The sequence below is a fragment of the Burkholderia arboris genome, from assembly GCF_902499125.1.
Lineage (GTDB): Bacteria > Pseudomonadota > Gammaproteobacteria > Burkholderiales > Burkholderiaceae > Burkholderia > Burkholderia arboris.
The window spans coordinates 309,358-330,776 of record NZ_CABVPX010000004.1 but is presented as its reverse complement, the minus strand read 5'-3'; the positions used below and the strand labels follow the sequence as shown (position 1 = coordinate 330,776).

The following is a 21,419-nucleotide window of genomic DNA, read 5'->3' as shown; positions in this document are numbered from 1 at the left end:
CGGCGGGGCGGACCGCGCGCGCGGCGCGGTTGTAAAAACGACAGCGCCGCGCGGCCTCAGCGGTTCACGAGCCGGGCCGGATACGCGAGCGCGAGTGCGCAGCCGACCAGCATGCACGCAGCGAACCCATACAGCCCCGCGCTTTGCGAGTGGAACGTGTCGCGCAGCCAGCCGATGAAATAGGTGCTGCCGAACCCGCCGAGGTTCGCGATCGAGCATGCGAACGCGATCCCGCCGGCGGCAGCCGAGCCCTTCAGGAACGTCGAAGGCAATGCCCAGACGACCGGCATCGCGGCGGCCGCACCTGCGTTGATCAGCGAGAACAGCAGAATCGTGCCGAGCGTGCCGTGCGACGACGAAGCCGCGACCGCCAGCGCGACGGCCGACACCGTGAACGGTACGACGATATGCCAGCGGCGTTCGCGCGCGCGATCGGAGCTGGCGCCGCAGTACAGCGTGGCGAGCACGGCGGCGGCATTCGGGATCACCATCAGCCAGCCGATGTGATACGCGTCCTTCACGCCGGTGTCGCGCAGGATCGTCGGCAGCCAGAAACTCACCGCGTACAGGCCGAGCAGCACGCACAGGTCGATCAGGCCGAGCGCCCACACCTTCGGATCGGAGAATGCCTTGCCGAGCGCGTGGCTCTTGTTGCCGGACGGATCGGCGTCGAGGTTCGCGCGCAGCGTGCGCTTCTCGTCGGCGTTCAGCCATTGCGCGGATTCGATGCCGTTGGGCAGCCAGCGCAGCACCGCGAAGCCGAGCAGCACCGACGGCAGCGCTTCGAGCAGGAACAGCCACTGCCAGCCGCCGAGCCCGTGCGCGCCGTCGAACGCACGCATGATCCAGCCGGAGATCGGGCTGCCGATCATGCTCGACAGCGGCAGGCCGACCATGAACAGCGCGACGATCCGCGCGCGGCGCGCATCGGGATACCACTGCGTCAGGTACAGCAGCACGCCCGGCAGGAAGCCGGCTTCGGCGGCGCCGAGCAGGAAGCGCACGATGTAGAACTGCATCGGCGTGTGCACGAACATCGTCGCACCCGACAGCAGGCCCCACGTGATCATGATCCGCGCGATCCACAGCTTCGCGCCCACACGTTGCAGCACCAGATTGCTCGGGACTTCGAACAGGATGTAACCGCCGAAGAACAGGCCGGCGCCGAGGCCGTACACGGTATCGCTGAACTTCAGTGCGTCGAGCATCTGGAGCTTCGCGAGGCCGATGTTGATGCGGTCGAGATAGGCCGCGAAGTAGCACAGGCAGAAGAGGGTGATGAGGCGTAGCGTGACCTTGCGATAGAGAGTGCCGTGCAGCGCGTCGTCGGGGGAAACGGCGGCGCTCGGGTGTGCGGTAGACATGGGACTGCCCCTGTTCGAGTGTGACGGATGAATGGGTGGCTCGATCGACGCGTGCGGAGGTTCCGCTGCGCACCGGAGTCTGTATATCACGGCAATTAAATAGCGTACACACTAGAAAATACCGAATCGCACAGGCATGAATCCGGTCAGCTTGAGGAAAGCGTTTGCGCGATAAAAACCGCGTTTATGAAGGGGATTTTGTCGATATGGAGTGCACGCTGAAAAGATCGGAGCTGGCGTCGGCGCATGCACGAAATTCGTGCGTATGCGCTCAAAAATGAAGTGTGTGCGCGAAAGCATCCGGCGGCGCTCGAATGCGTGTGCGACAGCCGCCGCGAACGTGCGCGGCAGGCCGTCACGTCGGCGTCGCGATCGAACGATCCCCGTCTGTCAGGCGATCGTCGGGTGCGTTGCCTGCGCGGCGCAGCGAAACCCGATGCACCGCAATGACGCGGCCGCCCGGCCGCCGGCCGCGCTGATTTGAGGGTGTACACTGCTTGTCTTTCACCTACCTGCGGCGCGGGCCTGCACTTTCATGGCGTCTTCCAAGGATTCCTACGACTTTCACGACCAGGTCGGGCATTTGCTGCGCCGCGCGTATCAGCGGCACGTATCGATCTTCCAGGAAGCGATCCCCGATTCGGACCTCACGGCTGCGCAGTTCGTCACGCTCTGCGCGGTCAAGGAGCAGCAGGCGTGCTCGCTGAACGACATCGTCAAGGCGACCGCGATCGACCAGGCGACAATTCGCGGCGTCGTCGAGCGCCTGAAGACGCGCGCACTGATCGAGGTGCTGCCCGACCCGAACGACGGCCGCAAGCTGATCGTGCGCGCGACCGCGACCGGCCTCGCGCTGATCGATCGCACGGTGCCGTTTGCGCGGCAGGTCACGGAGCGCACGTATGGCGCACTCAATCCGGGCGAACGGGTCGCGCTGCAGTTCCTGCTGCGCAAGATGATGGAAGACGACGGCGACGCGTGACGCGCGAGCGGCGCAGGCGCGGCCTACGCCGCGCCCGCCGCGACGGATGCGCCTGCCTCGTCGGCGCGCATCAACCGGCCGGCCTCGCGCAATGCGGCACGCACCGTTTCGGGTGTAAAAGGCGGCGCGTAGAACCGTACGCCGGTGGCATCGAACAGTGCGTTCGCGACCGCGGCCGGGCCCGGCACCGACGCCGATTCGCCCGCGCCGAGCGGCGGTTCGCCTTGCCTCGGCATCAGCACGACATCGACATCCGGTACTTCCGCGAACGTCAGGATCGGGTAGCTTGCCCATTCGCGCGACGCGACCTTGCCGTCCGCGAACCGCACGCGCTCCTTCAGCGTGCGGCTCAATACCTGGATCACGTTGCCGTGAATCTGGTGACGCACGCCATCCGGGTTGATCATCGTGCCCGTGTCCTGGCCGACCGTCACGCGTTCGATGCGTATTTCGCCCGATACGCGGTCGACGCTCAGGTCGACGATCCACGCCGACCACGCCGCGCCGAACCCGGGGAAGCGGCTGTGCACGTAGCGGGCATAGGCGATCCCGCGGCCGCGTGCGAGCCGCGGCCCGTCGCGTTCGCGCGGCGGGCGCGGCGCACGCGGCGTCCAGCCCGCGCGCTCGGCCACGGCCTGCAGCAGCTCGATCGCGCGCGGGTCCTGCAGGTGGCGTAGCCGGAACGCGAGCGGATCGATGCCGGTCAATGCCGCACATTCGTCGGCGAATGCGTCGTGCGCGAACGAGTTCGGCAACGCCGACACGCCGCGCAGCCACGACGCGCGCACGAGCGGCGCGAGATCCTCGCAGACGAAGCGGCGATGCGGGCTCGCATACGGCGACACGGCCGTGCGGTCGCCCATCTCGAACACGCGCGGCTCGGGCGCGATCGCGCCGGTCAGCAGCGCCGCGAGCAGCGGCGCGTCGTTCGACGGATAGCGTGTCGTGAAGTCATAGCCGAGCAGGTGGCCGTCGCGCGTGACGGTGCCCGTTACCTGCATCGACTGGCCCGCGCCTTTCGGTTCCCACAGATGCTCGTCCGCGCGTGACAACTGCACACGCACCGGGCGGCCGACTGCGCGCGACAGCAGCAGCGCGTCGCCGCATACGTCGTCGGCGCCGTTGCGGCCGTAGCAGCCGGCCGCCTCCATCCGTACGACGTCGAGGTCGGCTTCGTCGCGCGCGACGAGCGTTGCGAGGTCGCAGCGCAACGACACGGGGTTCTGCGTGCCGGACCACACGGTGATCCGTCCGTCGCCCGCTTCGCGATAGTCGGCGAGCGCGCAGGACGGGCCGATCGAGCCGTGCATCTGGAACGGCCACGCATAGGTGCGCGACAGCGTGATCGTATCGGGCCGGGTTCGCGCGGCATCGACGTCGCCTTCGTCGAGCAGCACGCGGCGCCTGGCCGGCGCGGCGGCGATGGCGGCAGCCGGCTCGTCGAGCGGCGGCAGCGCGGGAAGCGGCCGCCACGTCACGCGCAACTGGCGCGCCGCGCGGATCGCGTGCTCCTCGCGTTCGGCCACGACGCCGACGAAATCGCCGAGCACGACGACGGCCACGAGCCCCGGCACGTCGGCCACCGACGCGCGATCGACGTCGACGAGCGAGGTGCCGACGAATGCGCCGCTGTCGTGGCCCGCATACGGCGGCCGCACGACGCGGCCGTGCAGCATCCCCGGCACGCGCATGTCGTGCACGAACGTGAGCTGGCCGGTCGCCTTCGCGGGCAAATCGACGCGCGGCGACGAGCGGCCGACGATCCGGTAGTGCGCGGGGTCCTTCGTGCGGGTGTCCAGGTCGAGCATCAGCGCGATCCGCTGCGCGGCGACGAGTGCGGCGAACGTGATCGCCTGCCCATCGGCCGAAATCGCGCCATCGTCGATGGCCAGCCGCGCCGCATCGACGCCGAACCGTTCGGCGGCGAGCGCCAGCAGCGCGTGACGCGCCTGCGCGGCCGCGCAGCGCAGCGGCGTCGCGGAAATCTGGATCGTCGCGCTCGCGATGGTCGGACCCTGGTTCGGTGTCGCGGCCGTGTCGCCGAGCACCATCGTCACGCGCGCGGCAGGCACGTCGAGTTCCTCGGCGACGATCTGCGCGAGCGACGTGCGGATGCCGGTGCCGAGATCGACGTGGCCGTTGAATGCGAGGATGCGGCCGTCGTCGAGAATCGCGACGAAGACTTCCGGTAGGGCCGGTACGTAGGACGACAGGCTGCCCGGCTGGCCGGGGGCCGGTTTGACGGGCGGCGCGGGCGGCCGGATCACGGTCAGGCAGCCGTCGCGCGCGAGCAGTTCGGAGCGGTTCACGGGGAGATGTCCTGTCGGGGGCGGCGCGGCCGGCGGGCGGTGGCGTCGGGGAGCGTTCGGGCGGCGGCGCGCGTGAAGCCAATCTAGGCCGCCAAAAGCGCAGCGTCAATCGCGGGCGGCACGACACATGCGCCGCCCGCGATCCGTCGCGACTCAGCGCGCGCGGGCCTGTACCGCGTCGATCGCCGCGATCGCGTCGTCGAGCGGCATCACGGCCGCGTATTTCTGCTGCATGTCGAACAGGTTCGCGTCGTGCGGCGCGATCGCGCGATCGCCGACGCAATCGGCGAGCACGAGCGGGCGGAACCCGTGGGACATCGCGTCGACGACGCTCGCGCGCACGCAGCCGCTCGTCACGGCGCCCGCGACGAGCAGCGTCTGCACCGCGCGCTGCGCGAGCCACGGCGCCAGCTGCGTGCCGAAGAACGCCGACGGCACGGTCTTGCGCACGACGAGTTCGCCTTGCGCGGGCGTGAGCTCGGGCACGATCGCGCTGTTCGGATGGTGCTCGGTCAGCGTCGCCATGCCGGGCACCTTCAGCGAGAACACGTTGTCGTCGCTGCCGTCGTCCGCATACACGATGCGGCTGTGCGCGACGGGCCAGCCGCGTTCGCGGGCCAGCGCGAGCGCATGCGTCGTGCGCGCGATCGCCGGCGCGATGTTGCCGCCGCCGAACGTCGCCGGATCGGCGAAGCCGACCACGAAATCGACGATCAGCAGGCCGATGTTGCCGTGCGGCGGCAGCGGCGTGCCGAAACCCTGCTGGCGGTACACGTTCGCTTCGGCGTGACGGGAAAGTTCGTTCATGGTGTCGGGGGCTCGTCGGTCAGGCGGGTTGGTCGGTCACGCGGCCGTCGCGCACGACGGTTGCGCCGTCGAGTTCGACCGTGCAGCGGCGCAGCGGGATGTCGATGTGGCAGGTAGTCGTGCGGTTGCCGCCGCCTTCGTTGTTCGGTCCGAGCGAGAACAGGAAGTTGCCTTCGAACGCACGCGCATCCATCCCGATCGTCGCCTCGCGGTCGTACAGCCCGAGTGTCGACCAGCGCGCGCGCGGCTGCAGCCCCCAGCCGATATGCGAGATCGCATAGCCCTCGGGGTCGGCGAAGGTTTCCATGTAGTCGCGCAGCAGGTCGGCGTCGACGCCGCCTTCGATGCGCGTCGCATACCCGCCTTCGACGGTCAGCGCGATCGGTTCGCTCACGTAGTGTTTCTGCGGCAGCAGGATGTCGCCGCGATCGATCACGATCGTGCCGCGCGCGGTGCGGTCGTTCGGGTAGGTCAGCGCGAAGCCGCTCGGCCAGTGGTCCCAGCGGCCCGGCGCGTCGACGAAACCGTATTCGGCGGTCGGCGGGAATTCGCCGAGCGGGCACACGAGCGCGGTGCCGGCCGCCGAGGTCACGCGCATCTCGCGGGCGGCGGCGATGTGCTTTGCGGCGGCGAGCACGCGCGTGCGATCGGCCAGCGTCGGCACCATCCGGACCAGCACTTCGGGCGGCTCGACCGCGAGCAGGATCTTCGTGCCCGATTTCAGGATCTCGTGCTGTTCGGGCGAGAACAGCAGCGTCATCAGGTCGAGCACGAGATCGCTTTCGCGCAGCGCGGCGATCGCGGCCTTGTTGCCGGTCAGCGGCGTCGTGCCGAGATACGCGAGCGGGTCGCGGCTGAACGCCTTGTCGCCGTTCACCGGCGGCAGGTCGAGCCGGTTGACGATCGCGCCCATCGATTGCGTGGCGATCAGCGCGCACGACAGCGTCTGCGGGTGGGTGGCCGCGCTCGTCAGGATCGTGACGGTCTGGCCCGGTTCGAGGCGCGACAGCGTGAGGACCTGCTTCCACGCGTCGATCAGTTGGGTATCGCTGACTGGCATCGTCGGCTCCGGTAAAGGCGTGAAGGAAAAGGGGGCGGGCGCCGCGCGGTCAGGCCGCGAGCGGCGCGCCGAGGAAGTCGCCGAACGCCGCGTAGAAGCCCGCCGCGTTGTCCCACGGAATCATGTGGCCGGCATCGGGCACGCGCACGTGCCGCATCGACGGCGTCGCGCGCTGCAGTTCGGCGACGTCGTCGTCGCGCACCACGTCGCCGCGTTCGGCCGTGATCAGCAGCGACGGCACGGCCAGTTGCGCGGCGTCCGCATGGAAATCGTCGGCATGGAACCCTTCATAGGTTGCGCGCACCGCGCGCTCGTCGCACGTGTGCAGCCATTCGGCGCGCAACTGCAGTTCGGCGTCGGTCCAGGTCGGGCAGAACGCGCGCATCCCTTCGGCGTCCGTGCCGGCGCGTGCGAGCGCCATCGAGTCGATGTACCACGGCAGCTTGCCCGGATAGTCGCGGCGGTTCGGGCCCGATACGGGCGGATCGACGAGCACGACCGATGCGAGCCCGCGGATGTCGCGCCGGGCCGCGCGCGCGGCGATCCGCGCGCCCATCGAGTGGCCGACGAGGCTCGTGCGCGGCAGGCCGAGCGCCGCGACGAGCGCCGCGATGTCGTCCGCCTGCGCATCGAGGCCGTAGTCGAGCGCTGGCGACGCGTCCGACAGCCCGCGGCCGCGCACGTCGAGCACGTAGGTGTCGAATGCCGCGCCGAACGTTTCGCCGACGAAGCCCCACGTGATCGCGGGGCTCGTGATGCCGGGAATCAGCACGATCGCCGGGCGCGACGCGCGTGCGCCTGAAGCGCCGCCGTAGCGCAGGTAATGCTGGCGGATGCCGTTCGCGCGGATGTTCGCGCCGTACAGGAATGTCGAGGACATGAATGGACTCCGTCGGTAGGGCCGCGCTCAGTACGCGCCGGACAACAGTGCGCCGGCGCCCGGCACGACGGGCTCGAGATCGAGCTCGCGCAGCATCGCGTAGGTGGTCGCGATCGCGGCCGTGATGACCGGCTTGCCCGTCATCGCCTCGACCTGCGCGACGGCCGGCAGCGACGGCATCTGCACGCACGCGGACAGCACGATCGCATCGGCATCCTGGTACGGCAGCGTCTTCACGATGCCGGGCAGGCGCGCCGGATCGTGGCGGCCGACGTCGAGGTTGTCGGGGATCTCCAGCGCGCGATAGGCGAGCACGTCGAAGCCTTCGTTGCGGATGTAGTCGACCACGAGTTCGGTGAGCGGCAGCATGTACGGCGCGACGACGACGATGCGCTTCGCGCCGATCACCTTCAGTGCGTCGACGAGCGCGCCCGCGCTCGTCAGCACGGGCGCCTGCGCGCCGTTGTCGGCCGTGTGCTTCGTCAGGCGCGCCTGCGACACGCGGTGGTAGCCGTGGCCCATCGCCATGATCGCGACGAGGCACGCGTAGCCGAGCACGTCGACGCGCGCATCGCTCAGCTCCATCGCGCAGCGGTCGGATTCGGCATCCATCGCCGCGAGCTCTTCCTTGACGACCTTCTTCATCCGCATCCGGCTCGAATGAAACGTGAAGCGCTCGGGGCGGATCGTTTCGCGCAGCCGCAGCATCGCCGGGATCTCGGTTTCCATCGTCGTGTTGGAACTCGGCACGATCTGGCCGATGCGGTAGGTCTTGCTCATGACGGGAGGCTCCGTGTCGGTAAGGGTGGGGCGGCACGCGGGTGCGGAACCGCCAGATGTCGAGCAAAGTCTAGTGTGTACATTTGAAAATGGCAATGGATCAAAATGAGGTTAAACAGGGATTTGCTGTTTGTTTACGGGGTGAATTGAGGATTTATTGGTGTTTTCCCGAATGCCGGGACGGCGACAAACAATCCGCTTGTCCTGAATAAATTGAGTGTGTACGCTATATCAACGCCATTCAATCCGCCCGTATCCGTGCGGCGTTCGGCAACGGGCCCACGATCAGGAGATCCGCATGAGCAAACCCCGTATCGCAATCATCGGCGCCGGTCTCGGCGGCACGGCCGCGGCTGCACTGTTGCAGCGCGGCGGTTACGACGTCGCGCTGTACGAGCAGGCGCCCGCGTTCTCGCGCCTCGGCGCGGGCATCCATCTCGGCCCGAACGTGATGAAGATCATGCGGCGCATCGGCTGCGAGGACGCGCTGGAGACGATGGGTTCGCATCCGGATTTCTGGTACAGCCGCGACTGGCAGACGGCCGACGTGCTGTCGCAGATTCCGCTCGGCGATTACGCGCGCAACGCCTACGGCGCGAGCTACCTGACCGTGCATCGCGGCGATTTCCATGCGTTGATGACGCAGGCGGTCACGCCCGGCACGATCCGCTTCGGCAAGCGGCTCGCGGCAGTGGAGGACACCGGCGACGCGGTGCGCCTGACGTTCACCGACGGCAGCGTCGAGACGGCCGACATCGCGATCGGCGCGGACGGCGTGAACTCGCGGATCCGCGAGCACCTGCTCGGTGCGGAACCGCCGCGCTACACGGGTTATGTCGCGCACCGCGCGGTGTTCCCGGCGTCGCTGCTCGGCAACAAGCCGTACGACATGTGCGTGAAGTGGTGGTCGGAGGATCGCCACATGATGGTCTACTACGTGACCGAGAAGCGCGACGAGTACTACTACGTGACGGGCGTGCCGCAGGCCGAGTGGCCCGAGGGCGTGTCGATGGTCGACAGCAGCCGCGACGAGATGCGCGAGGCGTTCGCGGGTTTCCATGCCGACATCCAGCACCTGATCGACGTTTCGCCGTCGATCACCAAGTGGCCGCTGCTCGAGCGCGATCCGCTGCCGTTGTGGAGCCGCGGCCGTCTCGTGCTGCTCGGTGACGCATGTCATCCGATGAAGCCGCACATGGCGCAGGGCGCGGCGATGGCGATCGAGGATGCCGCGATGCTCGCGCGCTGCCTCGACGAAGTCGGCATCGGCGACTATGCGGGCGCGTTCGCGCTGTACGAGGCGAACCGCGCGGCACGCGCGTCGAAGGTGCAGCTCGTGTCGCACAACAACACGTGGCTGCGCACGAACGAGGATCCGTCGTGGGTGTTCGGCTACGACGTGTTCGATGTGCCGCTCGTGGCGCCGTCGCGCAGCAACGTGGCGGCCGCGGCCTGACGCACCCGCGGCGCCCGCGCCGGGCTGGCGTTGTGCCGGCGCGGGGATCGAGGCGCGCGGGTACGCGCGCATTTCGGCGTGTTAATGTCGGGCGTGCGCCGGCAGGTGCCAGCCGGCGGCAGTGCCCGCCGCCGGCCGCCCCCCGGCCCGCACGCCGCATTCCGGATCCCATTCATGTCCCATCCCGCTTCTCCGTCGCGGCCGCTGGCGTTTCGCGTGAACGGCACGCCGCGCCGCTTCGACGAGGCCGCGCCCGACGCGCCGCTGCTGCTGGTCCTGCGCAACGACTGCGCGCTCAACGGCCCGAAATACGGCTGCGGGCTCGGGCAGTGCGGTGCGTGCACGGTGCTGGTCGACGGGCAGGCCACGCGTTCGTGCGTCGTGCCGGCCGCCGCCGCGAACGGGCGCGACGTCACGACGCTCGAAGGGCTCGGATCGCGCGACGCGCCGCATCCGATCCAGCGCGCGTTCATCGACGAGCAGGCCGCGCAATGCGGTTACTGCCTGAACGGGATGATCATGAGCACGAAGGCGCTGCTCGACCGCAATCCCGCGCCGGACGATGCGACGATCCGCGATGCATTGCGTTTCAACCTGTGCCGCTGCGGCACGCATCTGGAGATCATTCGCGCGGTGCATCGCGCCGCACGCTATTTGCGAGACGGCGATGAAGCATGACGCGGGCCTGCCGGCGCACGCTGCGGCGCTCGATACGCGCGATGACGCTGCCGCCGACGCATTGCGCGCGCACCGCGCACGCTACGAATGGCCGATCGGCGATGCGCCCGCGCACGCATCGTTCGAGATCGAAACGCGGACCGCGCCCGACGGGCGGATGACGACCTGGCGCTATCGCGCGCAGGCGGCCGGCGCGGGCACGCACGAGTCTCGCGAGGCGGCGGCACCGGCGGATGCCGGCTCTGCGTCGCCGTTCGTCTACCGGCATGCGCAGACGTCGGTCGAACTGGCCGATGCCGACGGCGCGATTCCCGGTCACGCGCACGTGTTTGCCCGCGAATCGTTCGTCGACGAACTCGCGGGCGCGTTGCGACGCGACCCGGTCGCGTTGCGGCTGCAGCACCTCGATGCCGCGCGGGATGCGGGGCCGCGCGAGACGATCCGGATGGTCAGCGAACGCGCCGCATGGGGCGCACCGGTCGCGGCCCGCGCGAATGCGCCGTCGCGGGTCAGCGGCCGCGGCTTTGCGTTCGATGGCGAGCCCGCGGGCGAGCCCGCTGCCCGATCCGGCGATATCCGCGATGACGGCGACCCGCACTGGACCGCCTGGGTCGTCGATCTCGACGTCGATCGCGCGACGGGCGACGTCGCGGTGCGACGCGTCGTGGCCGGGCAGGGCGCCGGCGAGCCGGGCGGCGCGTCGATGGCCGGCTTGCCCGCGTGGCAGATCGAGGCGGCGGTTTCGCGGGTGCTGGGCGCCCGGTTGTCCGCGCGGCCCGCGCACGACGAGACCGGGGCCGGCGCGCGGCCGGACGCGATCGCACACGAACTGGTGGCGTTCGACGCGGCGGCGCACCGTGCGCACGGCGAATTGTCCGTGCACGATGCGCGCCGGATCGAACAGGCGGCGGCGCCGGCCGCGGCCGCGATTGCCAACGCGCTGTACGACGCGACGGGCGTGCGTTTTCGTGCGCCGCCGTTCGATGCCGCGCACATTCGCGCGGCGCTTGCGCAACCGGTGCCGATTGATGCCGGCGACGGGCTGCACGTGGCCCCGCGCCGCACGTCGCGCTGGCGCCGCTGGCTGGCAGGCGGTGGCGCGGGCGGCGTGGTCGGCGGGCTGATCGGGCTGGCGTGCGCGATCCTGCCGGGCCCCGCGCCGATCACGCCCGTTGCACCCGGCGGCGCGGATGGCGCGATGTGGAGCGCGGCGATGCTCGAACGCGGCCGCCAGGTCGCCCTCGCCGGCGATTGCGCGGTGTGCCACACGGCGCCCGGCGGCGCGACTAACGCGGGCGGGCTCGCGCTCGATACGCCGTTCGGCACGATCTACACGACGAACCTCACGCCCGATCCGGAAACCGGCATCGGCGCCTGGTCGTATCCGGCGTTCGCACGCGCGATGCGCGAAGGCATCTCGCGCGACGGCACGCACCTGTACCCGGCATTTCCGTACACGGCATTCGCGAAGCTGAGCGAGCCCGACCTGCTCGCGCTCTATGCGTACCTGATGTCGCAGCCGGCGGTGAAGCACGTGCCGCCGAAGACGAAACTGCCGTTCCCGCTCGACCAGCGGCGTCTCGTCGCCGGCTGGAACTGGCTGTATCACGACACGCGGCCGTTCGCGCCGGATCCGGCGCGCTCCGCGATGTGGAATCGCGGCAAGTACCTGGTCGACGGCGCCGGGCACTGCGGCGCATGCCACACGCCGCGCAACGCGCTGGGCGCGGAGAAGGGCGGCCTGGCCTACCTGTCGGGCGGCGAAGCGGAAGGATGGGCCGCGCCGCCGCTCGTCGCGTCGCCGGCCTCGCCCGTGCCGTGGACCGAAGGCGCGCTGTTCGACTATCTGCGCACGGGCTTCTCGGCGCAGCACGGCGTCGCGGCCGGGCCGATGGCGCCCGTCGTCGCGGGGCTCGCGGCGCTGCCCGAGTCCGATGTCCAGGCGATTGCGCACTATCTGGCGTCGCTGTCGCCGCCGGTCGATGCGGCCGTCGCTGCGGACGCGGCAACCCGCCAGGCGCGCGGCGCGGAATCCGTCGCGACGCTCGGCCTCGAGAACGGCCGCCGCGCGTTCGACGCGGCGTGCGCGGTCTGTCATGCGGAATCGGGCGGTGTCGGGCATTTCGGCGTGCGCCCGCTGATGGGGCTCAACACGAGCGTCAGCCAGGCGACGCCGGACAACCTGCTGCGCGTGCTGCACCACGGGATCGACCAGCCGGCCACCGACGGGCTCGGCTACATGCCGGGCTTCGGCGACGCGTTCGACGACCGCCAGATGGCCGAGCTTGCCGCGTACATCCGGGCGCGCTACGCGCCGGGGCAGCCGGCGTGGCGGAACCTGGCGGAAGCATCGGCGCGGATCCGGCAGGCGGGCGCGCATTGAGCGTCGCGCCGGCCTGAACGCCCGGCGCGGCGTGCGGGCAGGGCGAAATGACCTGCAGGACGAGAACGGCGGCCGACGAGGGCTGTAAATCTTGCCTGAGCCGGCCATCGTTTAACCATTCGAAACAATGTGTTCACTGAAAGGGGCATGATCTCCGGCGATCGAGCAGGCATACTGACGCCTATGTTGCTCAATGCACGTCCAACGGCGTGCGCCTGCCCCCCACCATGTCCATTCCAGTCTCTTTTCGAACCCTGCGATGGTTGACCATTGCGGCTGCTGCATGCTTGCTCGCCGCGTGTTCGACCGCTTCCGACGTGGCCGCGACGTCGAACCCGAACGTTTTCACCGTGAAGACCCGCACGGTCGGCATGTCGACGTCGTGGGCCGACGCCCATGAAAAGGCCCTCAGCGAAGCCGCCAACTACTGCACGCAGCGCGGGATGCGCGCGAGCATGAAGCAGGAGTCGCTGTCCGGCCGCGCCAGCGTCGACGCGCGCTCCGAACTCGCGTTCGAGTGCCATCCGACCTTCGAGACGGCATCGAACCCGCGCGGTTGAACGACCGGCGGCGTGACGGTGCCGCCCGTGCCCGATTCGGCCCCCGCGTTTTCCTTCCCCCGCATGCAAACCGGCCCGCGATGGCGTTGACGCACATCGCGGGCCGGCGTACGTCCGGCGTCGGCCGTTCGGATCAGGCCGGCTGCGCCTCGTACAGCTTCACGCACGCGGAGAAGTCGAGCGTGCCGAGCCCCTGCTGGCTCATCGACTGATAGAGCTGCTGCGCGAGCGCGCCCATCCACACCGGCTGATGCGCGCTTCGTGCGGCTTCGGTCGCGAGCCCGAGATCCTTCAGCATCAGGTTCGCCGCGAAGCCGCCCGCATAGCCGCGCGCGGCCGGCGCCGTGTCGCTGACGCCCGGATACGGGTTGTACGTGTCCGAGCTCCAGCAGCGGCCGGTCGACGTGTTGATGATGCCGGCCAGCACGGCCGGATCGATGCCGAGCGCCGCGCCGAGCGCCATCGATTCAGACACGCCCATCATCGAGATCCCGAGCAGCAGGTTGTTGCAGATCTTCGCGATTTGCCCGGTGCCGGTGCCGCCGCAATGCACGACGTTTTTGCCCATGTCGAGCAGCACGGGGCGGATGCGCTCGAACAGCGCGGCGTCCGCGCCGACCATGAAGGTCAGCGTGCCGGCCTGCGCGCCGCCGGTGCCGCCCGACACGGGCGCGTCGGCGAGCGGGAAGCCGCGTTGTGCCGCGGCTTCGGCCACCGCGCGCACGGTGCCGGGATCGATCGTGCTGCAGTCGATCAGCGTGGCGCCGGCGCGCGCGCCGGCCAGCACGCCGTCGTCGCCGAGGTAGACCGCGCGCACATGCTGCGCGGCCGGCAGCATCGTGATGACGACTGCGCCGCGTGCCGCCGCTTCGCGCGGCGAGCCGGCCGCCGTCGCGCCCGCGCGCACCGCGGCGTCGACCGCGTGCGCGTCGAGGTCGAACACCGTCAGCGCGTGGCCGGCCTTGAGCAGGTTGGCGGCCATGGGGCCGCCCATGTTGCCGAGTCCGATGAATGCGATTTCCATGTGCGGGCTCCCGGTCAGCGCAGCGCGATCGTCGTGTTCACGCCGCCGGCCGTCGCGTCGTCGTCGAACCAGCGGGCGGTGACCGTCTTGGTCTGCGTGTAGAACTGCACGACCTGCTTGCCGTACGGGCCGAGATCGCCGAGCTTCGAGCCGCGCGAACCGGTGAAGCTGAAGTAGGGCACCGGCACCGGAATCGGGATGTTGATGCCGACCTGGCCGATGTCGATCTCGCTCTGGAACTTGCGTGCGGCCGCGCCGCTTTGCGTGAACAGGCCCACGCCGTTGCCCATCGGGTTGCGGTTGACGAGCGCGATCGCTTCGTCGAGCGTGTCGGCTTCGAGCACGACCACCACCGGCCCGAAGATTTCTTCCGTATAGATCGACATGTCGGTCGTCACGCCCGAGAAGATCGTCGGGCCGACGAAGTTGCCCTGCTCGTAGCCGGGCACCTTCACGTCGCGGCCGTCGAGTTCGAGTTTCGCGCCGGCCTTCACGCCTTCGTCGATCAGCGCGGTGATGCGCGCATGCGCGGCCTTCGACACGACCGGGCCGACATCGGTGCCGGGCTCATGGCCTGCATTGATCTTCAGCGCCTTCGCCTTTTCGACCAGCTCGGGCAACCAGTCGCGCGCCTTGCCGACCAGCACGACGACCGACGTCGCCATGCAGCGCTGGCCGGCCGCGCCGAAGCCCGCGCCGACGAGCGCGTTGATCGACTGCTCGCGGTGCGCATCGGGCAGCACCACCGCATGGTTCTTCGCGCCCATCATCGACTGCACGCGCTTGCCGTGCTGGCTGCCGAGGTTGTACACGTGCGTGCCGACGCGCGTCGAGCCGACGAACGAGATCGCCTTGATGTCCGGGTGCGTGCACAGGCGGTCGACCACCGTCTTGCCGCCATGCACGACGTTCAGTACGCCTTGCGGCACGCCGGCCTCGATCGCGAGCTCGACGAGCTGCATCGTCGACAGCGGGTCCTGCTCCGACGGCTTCAGCACGAACGTGTTGCCGCAGACGATCGCCATCGGGAACATCCACAGCGGAATCATCCCGGGGAAGTTGAACGGCGTGATGCCCGCACACACGCCGATCGGCTGGCGCAGCGTGTAGGTATCGACGCCGCCCGCGACGTTCTCCGCGAATTCGCCTTGCTGCAGCGTGCCGATCGAGCATGCGTGCTCGACCACTTCGAGGCCGCGGAAGATGTCGCCCTGTGCATCGGGCAGCGTCTTGCCTTGCTCGGCCGTCAGCGTGTGCGCGATCCGCTCGAGATTGCGGCGCACGAGATCCTGGAACTTCAGCATGATGCGCAGCCGCGCACCGATCGGCGTCGTCTTCCACGTCTGGAACGCGCGCTGCGCGGACGCGATCGCGGCGTCGACCTCGTCGAGCGTCGCATACGGCACGCGGCCGATCACTTCCTGCGTCGCGGGATTGACGATGTCGCCCCATTCGGCGCTTTGCGATTCGACGAACGCGCCGTCGATCAGCAGCTTGGCGGTGGGCAGGGCGAGGGTGGTCTGGGGAACTGCGGCGTTCATGGAACTCTCCGGAAAACGGTGTGGCGATGAAAAAGGGCGTCTGCTTGCGCCGCGCAGTCACGCACGGCGGGCAGCAGGCTGAACTGAAATCGATCGGATGCGGCCGGCGAACTCACGCGCGCGCCGGACGCATCAATGCGGTGCACACGAGCGCGAACACGCCGAAGCCGACGAGGTACGCGATCACGTAGTGCGGCTGGCCGCCGCCGGCCTTGAGCAGCGACGTCGCGATCATCGGCGCGAAGCCGCCGCCGATCACGCCGGCCAGCTGCACCGACAGCGAGATGCCGCTGTAGCGGATTTCCGCCGGGAACTGCTGCGCGAACAGCAGCGATTCCGGCGCATAGAGAATCGGGAACACGACGCCGAGGCCGAGCACGATCGCCCACCATGCGTACGACGTCTGCTGCGTGCCGAGCATCATGAAGAACGGCGCGGCGAACGCGCACATCAGCACGAGGCCGATCGCGAACATCCGGCGCTGGCCGATGCGGTCGCTCAGGTGGCCGCACAGCGGCATCGTCACGAGCGACAGCGCGGCGCCGGCCGTGATCGCATGCAGCATCTCGGCTTTCGGCAGGTGCAGTTGCTGCGTCGCGTAAGCGAGCGCGAACGTGACGACCATGTAGAACCAGGTGTTCTCGGCGGCGCGCGCGCCGACGATCGTCAGCACTTCGCGCGGATGGCGGCGCAGCGCGGCCGTCACCGGCGACTTCTCGGCCTTGCCCTGACGCTGCATCTTCTCGAAGTCGGGCGATTCGGGCACCTTCGCGCGGATGAACCAGCCGAGGCCGACGAGCGCGATGCTCGCGAGGAACGGCACGCGCCAGCCCCACGACAGCATGTCGGCTTCCGGCAGCGCGGCGACCGCGGCCATCGCGACCGACGACAGGATCAGGCCGAGCCCGACGCCCGTTTGCGGCAGGCTGCCGAACAGCCCCTTGCGGCCCTTCGGCGCGTGCTCGACGGCCATCAGCACCGCGCCGCCCCATTCGCCGCCGACGGCCATCCCCTGCAGGAAGCGCATCGCGATCAGCAGCGCGGCGGCCCAGTAGCCGATGCTGTCGTACGACGGGATCAGCCCGATGATCATGCTCGGCACGCCCATCAGCAGCAGCGTGATCATCAGCATCGACTTGCGGCCGATCCGGTCGCCGAAGTGGCCGAACACGATGCCGCCCATCGGCCGTCCGATGAAGCCGACCGCGAACGTGCCGAACGCGGCGAGCGTGCCGACGACAGGGTCCAGCGACGGAAAGAAGATGCGGTTGAACACGAGCGCGGCGGCCGTGCCGTAGAGGAAGAAGTCGTACCACTCGATCGTCGTGCCGGCCATGCTGGCCCAGCCGGCCAGCAGGTAGTGCTTCGCGGTGCGGGCAGGTGCCGGCGCCGCGACTGTCGCATGCTCATCGAGGGTGGATCGGGTCTGCATGGTGTCTCCGTGGTGGGTGCCGCGGCTCGTGGTCCGCAGGTCACGGTCGAGTATAGTTATGCGCAGATTCATCATGTACCGATAAAGAAACCGGTTGGATGTGCATTTATGCATATCGACGGCCGGCCCGGAGACTCCCGCCCTTTTTTCCTCGCCGATGCGACATGCCACCGAGCCGGTTTCCGGCAACCTGAACTGGGACGACCTGCGTTTCTTCCTCGAAGTCGCGCGCACGCAGCGCGCGAGCGGCGCCGCGAAGCGGCTCGGCGTCGACTACACGACCGTCGCGCGGCGCATCCGCGCGCTCGAGGCCGCGATGGGCACGCTGCTGTTCGACAAGTCGCGCTCCGGCGGTTTCACGCTGACGGCCGAAGGGCAGCGGCTCGTGGCCTACGCGGACGCGATGGAGACGACCGTGCAGTCCGCCTGCGACCAGGTCGCGAATACGGGCGAGGCGCTGTCGGGCCACGTGCGGATCGGGTCGACGGAAGGGTTCGGCTGCTTTTTCCTCGCGCCGCAGCTCGCGCAGTTTCGCGCCGAGCATCCGCACGTGACGGTCGACCTGCTGCCGGTCCCGCATTTCGTCAACCTGCCGAAGCGCGAGGCCGATCTTGCGATCACGCTCGAGCGGCCCGAGCGCGGGCCCTACGTGGTCACGAAGTTGTGCGATTACCAGTTGCGGCTCTACGCGACGCGCGACTATCTCGCGAACCACGCACCGATCACGTGCACGGACGATCTCGCGCAGCATGCGTTCATCAGCTATGTCGACGATCTCGCGTTCAGCAACGAACTGCTGTACCTGGACCGCGCGGTGCCGGGCGCGACGGCCGGGTTGCGCACGACGAGCGTGATCGCGCAGTATTTCGCGGCACTGCAGGGCGGCGGGCTCGCGATCCTGCCGTGTTTCATGGCGGCCACGCAGCCGGCGCTGGTGCCGGTGCTGCCGGACGACGTGGTCGTCACGCGGTGCTTCTGGCTGACGTGCCGCGAGGATCTGCGCAAGCTGCGGCGCGTGACCGCGCTGTGGGATTACCTGCGCGCGGCGGCGGACGCGAACCGTGCGCTGCTGTCGGGCGAATCGGGCGCGATGAAGTTTGTCGGCGAGCCGGCATAGCAGGCGGCGTGCCGGTCGCGACGGCGGCGACACGTTTCACCTTGGATGAGAAAACGGCCGGCGGCGATTCGACCGGCTATCGGGGGAAAGGCAGATGGCTTTGACGCATGCGGGCAAGGTGTTCGTGGTCGGTGCGGTCGTATTCGGGGTGGCCGCTTACTGGCTCGCGTCGCGCATGGTGCGCCGGCAAACCGGCGGCAAGGGCGGGGCAGGCGGCGCGGTCGCGTTCTGGTGGCTCGTGTGCTTTTGCCTGGTGTCGCTGTGTTTCCCGTTCGCGTACTGGATTGGCGACGAACTCTACGCATTGGCGGTGTCGCCGAAATACGAGGCGACCGTCGTCTCCTACCAGTCCGAGTGGGACACCTGCGAGCGTCGCGACAGCAGCGGGCGGACCGAGCGCTACCGGTGCATCAAGTACACGTCGATCCTGGAAGCCGTGATGCCGGATGGCGAGCGGATCGTGCTGCCGGGCAACATTCGCTCGGGCGGCGTGCCGGAAATCGGCGAGAAGATCGACGTGGTGTTGCCGCCCGGCGCCAGTCAACTGCACGAACGCAGCGTGCGCAGTGTCGGCCTGCTGGCCGGCGGCGCGGTGATGGTCGCGATGCTCGGCTATTTCATTTACCTGATCGCGGCTTACGGGGCCGGGTGGAAGATCGACGGCGCGGCCCGCTTCGGCATGGCGGCCGTGCTGAACGGGTTCGTGCCGCTCGCTGTACTGCTGATGGAAATCGGATTCCTGAGCGTGCCTTACCGCTACTGGGCGCGGGGGAATCCCGAGGCGTGGCCGGTGTGGGTCCTCGCGCTGAGCCTGCTGTTCGCGCTGGCGCTGCTGCCGTTGCTGCTCGTCTATGCGCGCGGCGCATGGCGAGCGGTCGTGAAGTAACGGTGGCGTCGGGACGGTTGTGCCATCATGTGCGCACCGGCAGCCGTGAGGAGTGTGTCGTGGAAATTCATTCGCAATGGACGTTCGATTGCCGGCCCGAACATGTGTGGCCGCATTTCCTGCAGGCGCGAATGGACGACACGCGGCCGCTGCTGTTCCGCCTCGGCGTGCCGAAGCCGGTCAGCTGCCGCGTGCTCGAAGGCACGCCGGCCGTCGGCAACACACGCCAGTGCACGACCGATCGCGGCACGATCGACCAGCGGATTCTCGTGCTCGACGAGAATCGCCGGCTGCGTTACCGGATGGTGGCGTCGACGGTCTGGTGCCGCGACTGGGTCGGGCTGCTCGAGGACGAATTCACGCTGACGCCCGTTGGCGACGGCACCACGCGGGTCGAGCGGCGCACCGTGTTCAGCGCGCGCGGCTTCTTCAGGCCGGTGCGGCAGATCGGCCTGTGGATCGCGTTGCGGCAGGCCCACCGGTATGCGGCGCGCAACTGGCGGCGCCTCGCGCTCGCGGCGAAGGGGCAGGCCGCGCAGCCGGCATTCAACCCGGGCAGCCGAGCCGGTCCGCGAGTTCGTTCAGGTTCCTGACGTCGAAATCCCACGCGTCGTCGGCTTTCAGATCGGTGGTCTGGGCGGGCCCGTGCTCGGTCGGCCGCAGCACGAACGCGGTCGACAGCCCGAGTTGCCGCGCGGCGGCGAGGTCCCCGTTGTGCGCGGCGACCAGGCACAGCTCGGCGGGCGCGATGCCGAGAATCTCGACCGCTTCGGTATAGACCTTCGGCGACGGCTTGTATGCGCGGGCGACCTCGGCGCCGAGAATCGCGTCCCACGGCAGCCCGCCGTGTTTCGCGACGTCGACCATCAGCCGGATATTGCCGTTCGACAGCGGCGCGATGATGTAGCGCTGCTTCAGCCGGTGCAGCCCGGCGACGGAATCGGGCCACGGGTCGAGCCGGTGCCATGCGGCCGTGAGCGCGTCGATCTCGGCGTCGGGTACCTCCGCGATCCCGAAGCGGTCGAGCGTGCGCACGAGGTTCTCGCGATGCAGCACGTCGAGCCGCACGTAGCGGCGGCGCCCGCTGCGGATTTCCTCCATCGACGGCGAATATTCGGCGCGCCACGCGTCGGCGAACGCGAACGGGTCGAGCGCCGGCGCGTGGCGGTCCAGGAACGCGGCGGCGCCGCGTGCGACACCGCTTCTCCAGTCGACGATCGTTCCGAAGACATCGAAAACGAGCGCCTTGATTTCGGCAGGGTTCGTCATGGTGATCCAGTGAAGGTCGTTCGATGAGGGGGCATATCGCCGTGCCGCCGGACTGCGCGGCGCCGGTTTCATCGACATTGAATCACGGATACGAAAACGCGGCCCGGGCGGCCGCGGCGGCGCTGACGAGCAGGGCGCGGGCGCGGGCACGGGCACGGGCGCGCGCCGCCGGCCGGCAAACACCGGCGGTCGCGCGCGCCCGGCTGGTCAGCTCTTGTCGTACGAGAACTGGATGCCGGCCGTTCCGCCGGTTTCGATGAACAGGTTGATGAACGCCGGCACGGTGGCGCTGCGTGCCCAGTCGCGCTGCAGCTCGCAGAACAGCTGCGCGACGCTGATCATCTGGCCGCCGGCCTGCTCGATGCGGCGCAGCGCGGCTTCGTGCGCGGCGACCGACGTGCCGCCGACCGCATCGACCACCACGTAGACCTCGTAGCCGGCCTTCAGCGCGTCGAGCGCCGGGAACGTCAGGCATGCCTCGGTCCACAGCGCGGTCATGATCAGTTTCTTGCGGCCGGTCGCCTCGACGGCCCGGCGGAATTCGACGTCTTCCCACGAGTTGATGCTCGTGCGGTCGTAGGTCGGATAGCCTTCGAGCGCCGCGCGCAGCTGCGGGATCGGCGGCTTGTTCAGGCCCGTCTTCACGTTGACGGTCGAATGGACGATCGGCAGGCCGTACGCGACGGCCGCCTTCGACGCGCCGACGATGTTGTTGATCAGCAGTTGGCGATCCATCGACGCGATGGAGTTCACCTGGACCGGCTGGTAATCGATGACGATGAACGCCGCGTTCTGCGGGGTGAGCAGGTGGTCGTTCGCGGGGTCGCGAACCGGTTCGCTTGCCATGGTTGCCTCCAGAGACAGTGCAGGAAGTGAAGTGGAATCCCGTGG

At 69.2% G+C, this 21,419-nt stretch carries 19 protein-coding genes; 8 read left to right on the top strand and 11 right to left on the bottom strand.

Annotated features, from left to right (window positions below; translation table 11 throughout):
- Positions 1–56: 56 nt before the first annotated feature.
- Positions 57–1,364, bottom strand: coding sequence for an MFS transporter (locus BLA15945_RS07530; protein ID WP_059237159.1), 1,308 nt, complete (start codon positions 1,362–1,364; stop codon positions 57–59).
- A gap of 535 nt (positions 1,365–1,899) precedes the next feature.
- Between BLA15945_RS07530 and BLA15945_RS07525 the strand changes: the two genes are divergently transcribed.
- Positions 1,900–2,346 carry a MarR family winged helix-turn-helix transcriptional regulator gene (locus BLA15945_RS07525; RefSeq protein ID WP_174991938.1) on the top strand — a complete coding sequence of 149 codons (447 nt, stop codon included), beginning with the start codon at positions 1,900–1,902 and terminating at the stop codon, positions 2,344–2,346.
- A 23-nt stretch (positions 2,347–2,369) separates the two neighbouring features.
- On the opposite strand, the gene BLA15945_RS07520 is transcribed toward BLA15945_RS07525, so the two are convergent.
- From BLA15945_RS07520 to BLA15945_RS07500, 5 genes are all read right to left on the bottom strand, one after another.
- Positions 2,370–4,655, bottom strand: a complete 2,286-nt coding sequence (locus tag BLA15945_RS07520; protein WP_174991937.1) for a xanthine dehydrogenase family protein molybdopterin-binding subunit — start codon at positions 4,653–4,655, stop codon at positions 2,370–2,372.
- Positions 4,656–4,808: 153 nt separating this feature from the next.
- Positions 4,809–5,462, bottom strand: coding sequence for an isochorismatase family protein (locus BLA15945_RS07515; protein WP_174991936.1), 654 nt, complete (start codon positions 5,460–5,462; stop codon positions 4,809–4,811).
- Positions 5,463–5,481: 19 nt separating this feature from the next.
- Entirely contained in the window at positions 5,482–6,522 is a 1,041-nt protein-coding gene (locus tag BLA15945_RS07510) for a M29 family metallopeptidase (protein WP_059237155.1), read from the bottom strand.
- Between the two features lie 49 nt (positions 6,523–6,571).
- Positions 6,572–7,402, bottom strand: a complete 831-nt coding sequence (locus BLA15945_RS07505) for an alpha/beta fold hydrolase (protein WP_059237154.1) — start codon at positions 7,400–7,402, stop codon at positions 6,572–6,574.
- Positions 7,403–7,429: 27 nt separating this feature from the next.
- On the bottom strand, positions 7,430–8,182 hold the full coding sequence (locus BLA15945_RS07500) for a maleate cis-trans isomerase family protein (protein ID WP_059237153.1): 753 nt from the start codon (positions 8,180–8,182) through the stop codon (positions 7,430–7,432).
- 298 nt (positions 8,183–8,480) lie between these two features.
- On the opposite strand from BLA15945_RS07500, the gene BLA15945_RS07495 reads away from it, so the two are divergent.
- From BLA15945_RS07495 to BLA15945_RS07480, 4 genes are all read left to right on the top strand, one after another.
- Entirely contained in the window at positions 8,481–9,638 is a 1,158-nt protein-coding gene (locus BLA15945_RS07495) for an FAD-dependent monooxygenase (protein WP_174991935.1), read from the top strand.
- Between the two features lie 174 nt (positions 9,639–9,812).
- The gene (locus tag BLA15945_RS07490) at positions 9,813–10,316 is read left to right on the top strand and encodes a (2Fe-2S)-binding protein (protein WP_174991934.1); all 504 of its coding nucleotides are present in this window, start codon (positions 9,813–9,815) and stop codon (positions 10,314–10,316) included.
- A complete protein-coding gene (locus tag BLA15945_RS07485) occupies positions 10,306–12,699 on the top strand; it encodes a c-type cytochrome (RefSeq protein WP_174991933.1) in 2,394 nt (797 codons plus the stop codon). Before BLA15945_RS07490 ends, BLA15945_RS07485 begins: the two co-directional genes overlap by 11 nt.
- A 227-nt stretch (positions 12,700–12,926) precedes the next feature.
- A complete protein-coding gene (locus BLA15945_RS07480; protein WP_059237149.1) occupies positions 12,927–13,259 on the top strand; it encodes a hypothetical protein in 333 nt (110 codons plus the stop codon).
- 133 nt (positions 13,260–13,392) lie between these two features.
- Here BLA15945_RS07480 and mmsB read toward each other — a convergent pair whose 3' ends face one another.
- The 3 genes from mmsB to BLA15945_RS07465 form a co-directional block, all read right to left on the bottom strand.
- Positions 13,393–14,283: a 3-hydroxyisobutyrate dehydrogenase gene (gene mmsB / locus BLA15945_RS07475; RefSeq protein ID WP_174991932.1), complete on the bottom strand. Its 891-nt coding sequence runs from the start codon at positions 14,281–14,283 to the stop codon at positions 13,393–13,395.
- Between the two features lie 14 nt (positions 14,284–14,297).
- Complete coding sequence (locus tag BLA15945_RS07470; protein WP_174991931.1) at positions 14,298–15,824, bottom strand: CoA-acylating methylmalonate-semialdehyde dehydrogenase; 1,527 nt, start codon at positions 15,822–15,824, stop codon at positions 14,298–14,300.
- A gap of 112 nt (positions 15,825–15,936) precedes the next feature.
- On the bottom strand, positions 15,937–17,256 hold the full coding sequence (locus BLA15945_RS07465; protein WP_174991930.1) for an MFS transporter: 1,320 nt from the start codon (positions 17,254–17,256) through the stop codon (positions 15,937–15,939).
- Between the two features lie 157 nt (positions 17,257–17,413).
- On the opposite strand from BLA15945_RS07465, the gene BLA15945_RS07460 reads away from it, so the two are divergent.
- The 3 genes from BLA15945_RS07460 (at position 17,414) to BLA15945_RS07450 (ending at position 19,852) form a co-directional block, all read left to right on the top strand.
- Complete coding sequence (locus tag BLA15945_RS07460) at positions 17,414–18,373, top strand: LysR family transcriptional regulator (protein ID WP_059237145.1); 960 nt, start codon at positions 17,414–17,416, stop codon at positions 18,371–18,373.
- A 94-nt stretch (positions 18,374–18,467) separates the two neighbouring features.
- On the top strand, positions 18,468–19,259 hold the full coding sequence (locus tag BLA15945_RS07455; protein WP_174991929.1) for a uracil permease: 792 nt from the start codon (positions 18,468–18,470) through the stop codon (positions 19,257–19,259).
- Positions 19,260–19,318: 59 nt separating this feature from the next.
- Complete coding sequence (locus BLA15945_RS07450) at positions 19,319–19,852, top strand: SRPBCC family protein (protein ID WP_059237143.1); 534 nt, start codon at positions 19,319–19,321, stop codon at positions 19,850–19,852.
- On the opposite strand, the gene BLA15945_RS07445 is transcribed toward BLA15945_RS07450, so the two are convergent.
- Entirely contained in the window at positions 19,806–20,528 is a 723-nt protein-coding gene (locus BLA15945_RS07445; RefSeq protein ID WP_059237142.1) for a haloacid dehalogenase type II, read from the bottom strand. The two genes, BLA15945_RS07450 and BLA15945_RS07445, sit on opposite strands and share 47 nt — an antisense overlap.
- A gap of 207 nt (positions 20,529–20,735) precedes the next feature.
- The gene (locus tag BLA15945_RS07440; protein ID WP_059237141.1) at positions 20,736–21,374 is read right to left on the bottom strand and encodes a hydrolase; all 639 of its coding nucleotides are present in this window, start codon (positions 21,372–21,374) and stop codon (positions 20,736–20,738) included.
- Positions 21,375–21,419: the final 45 nt, after the last annotated feature.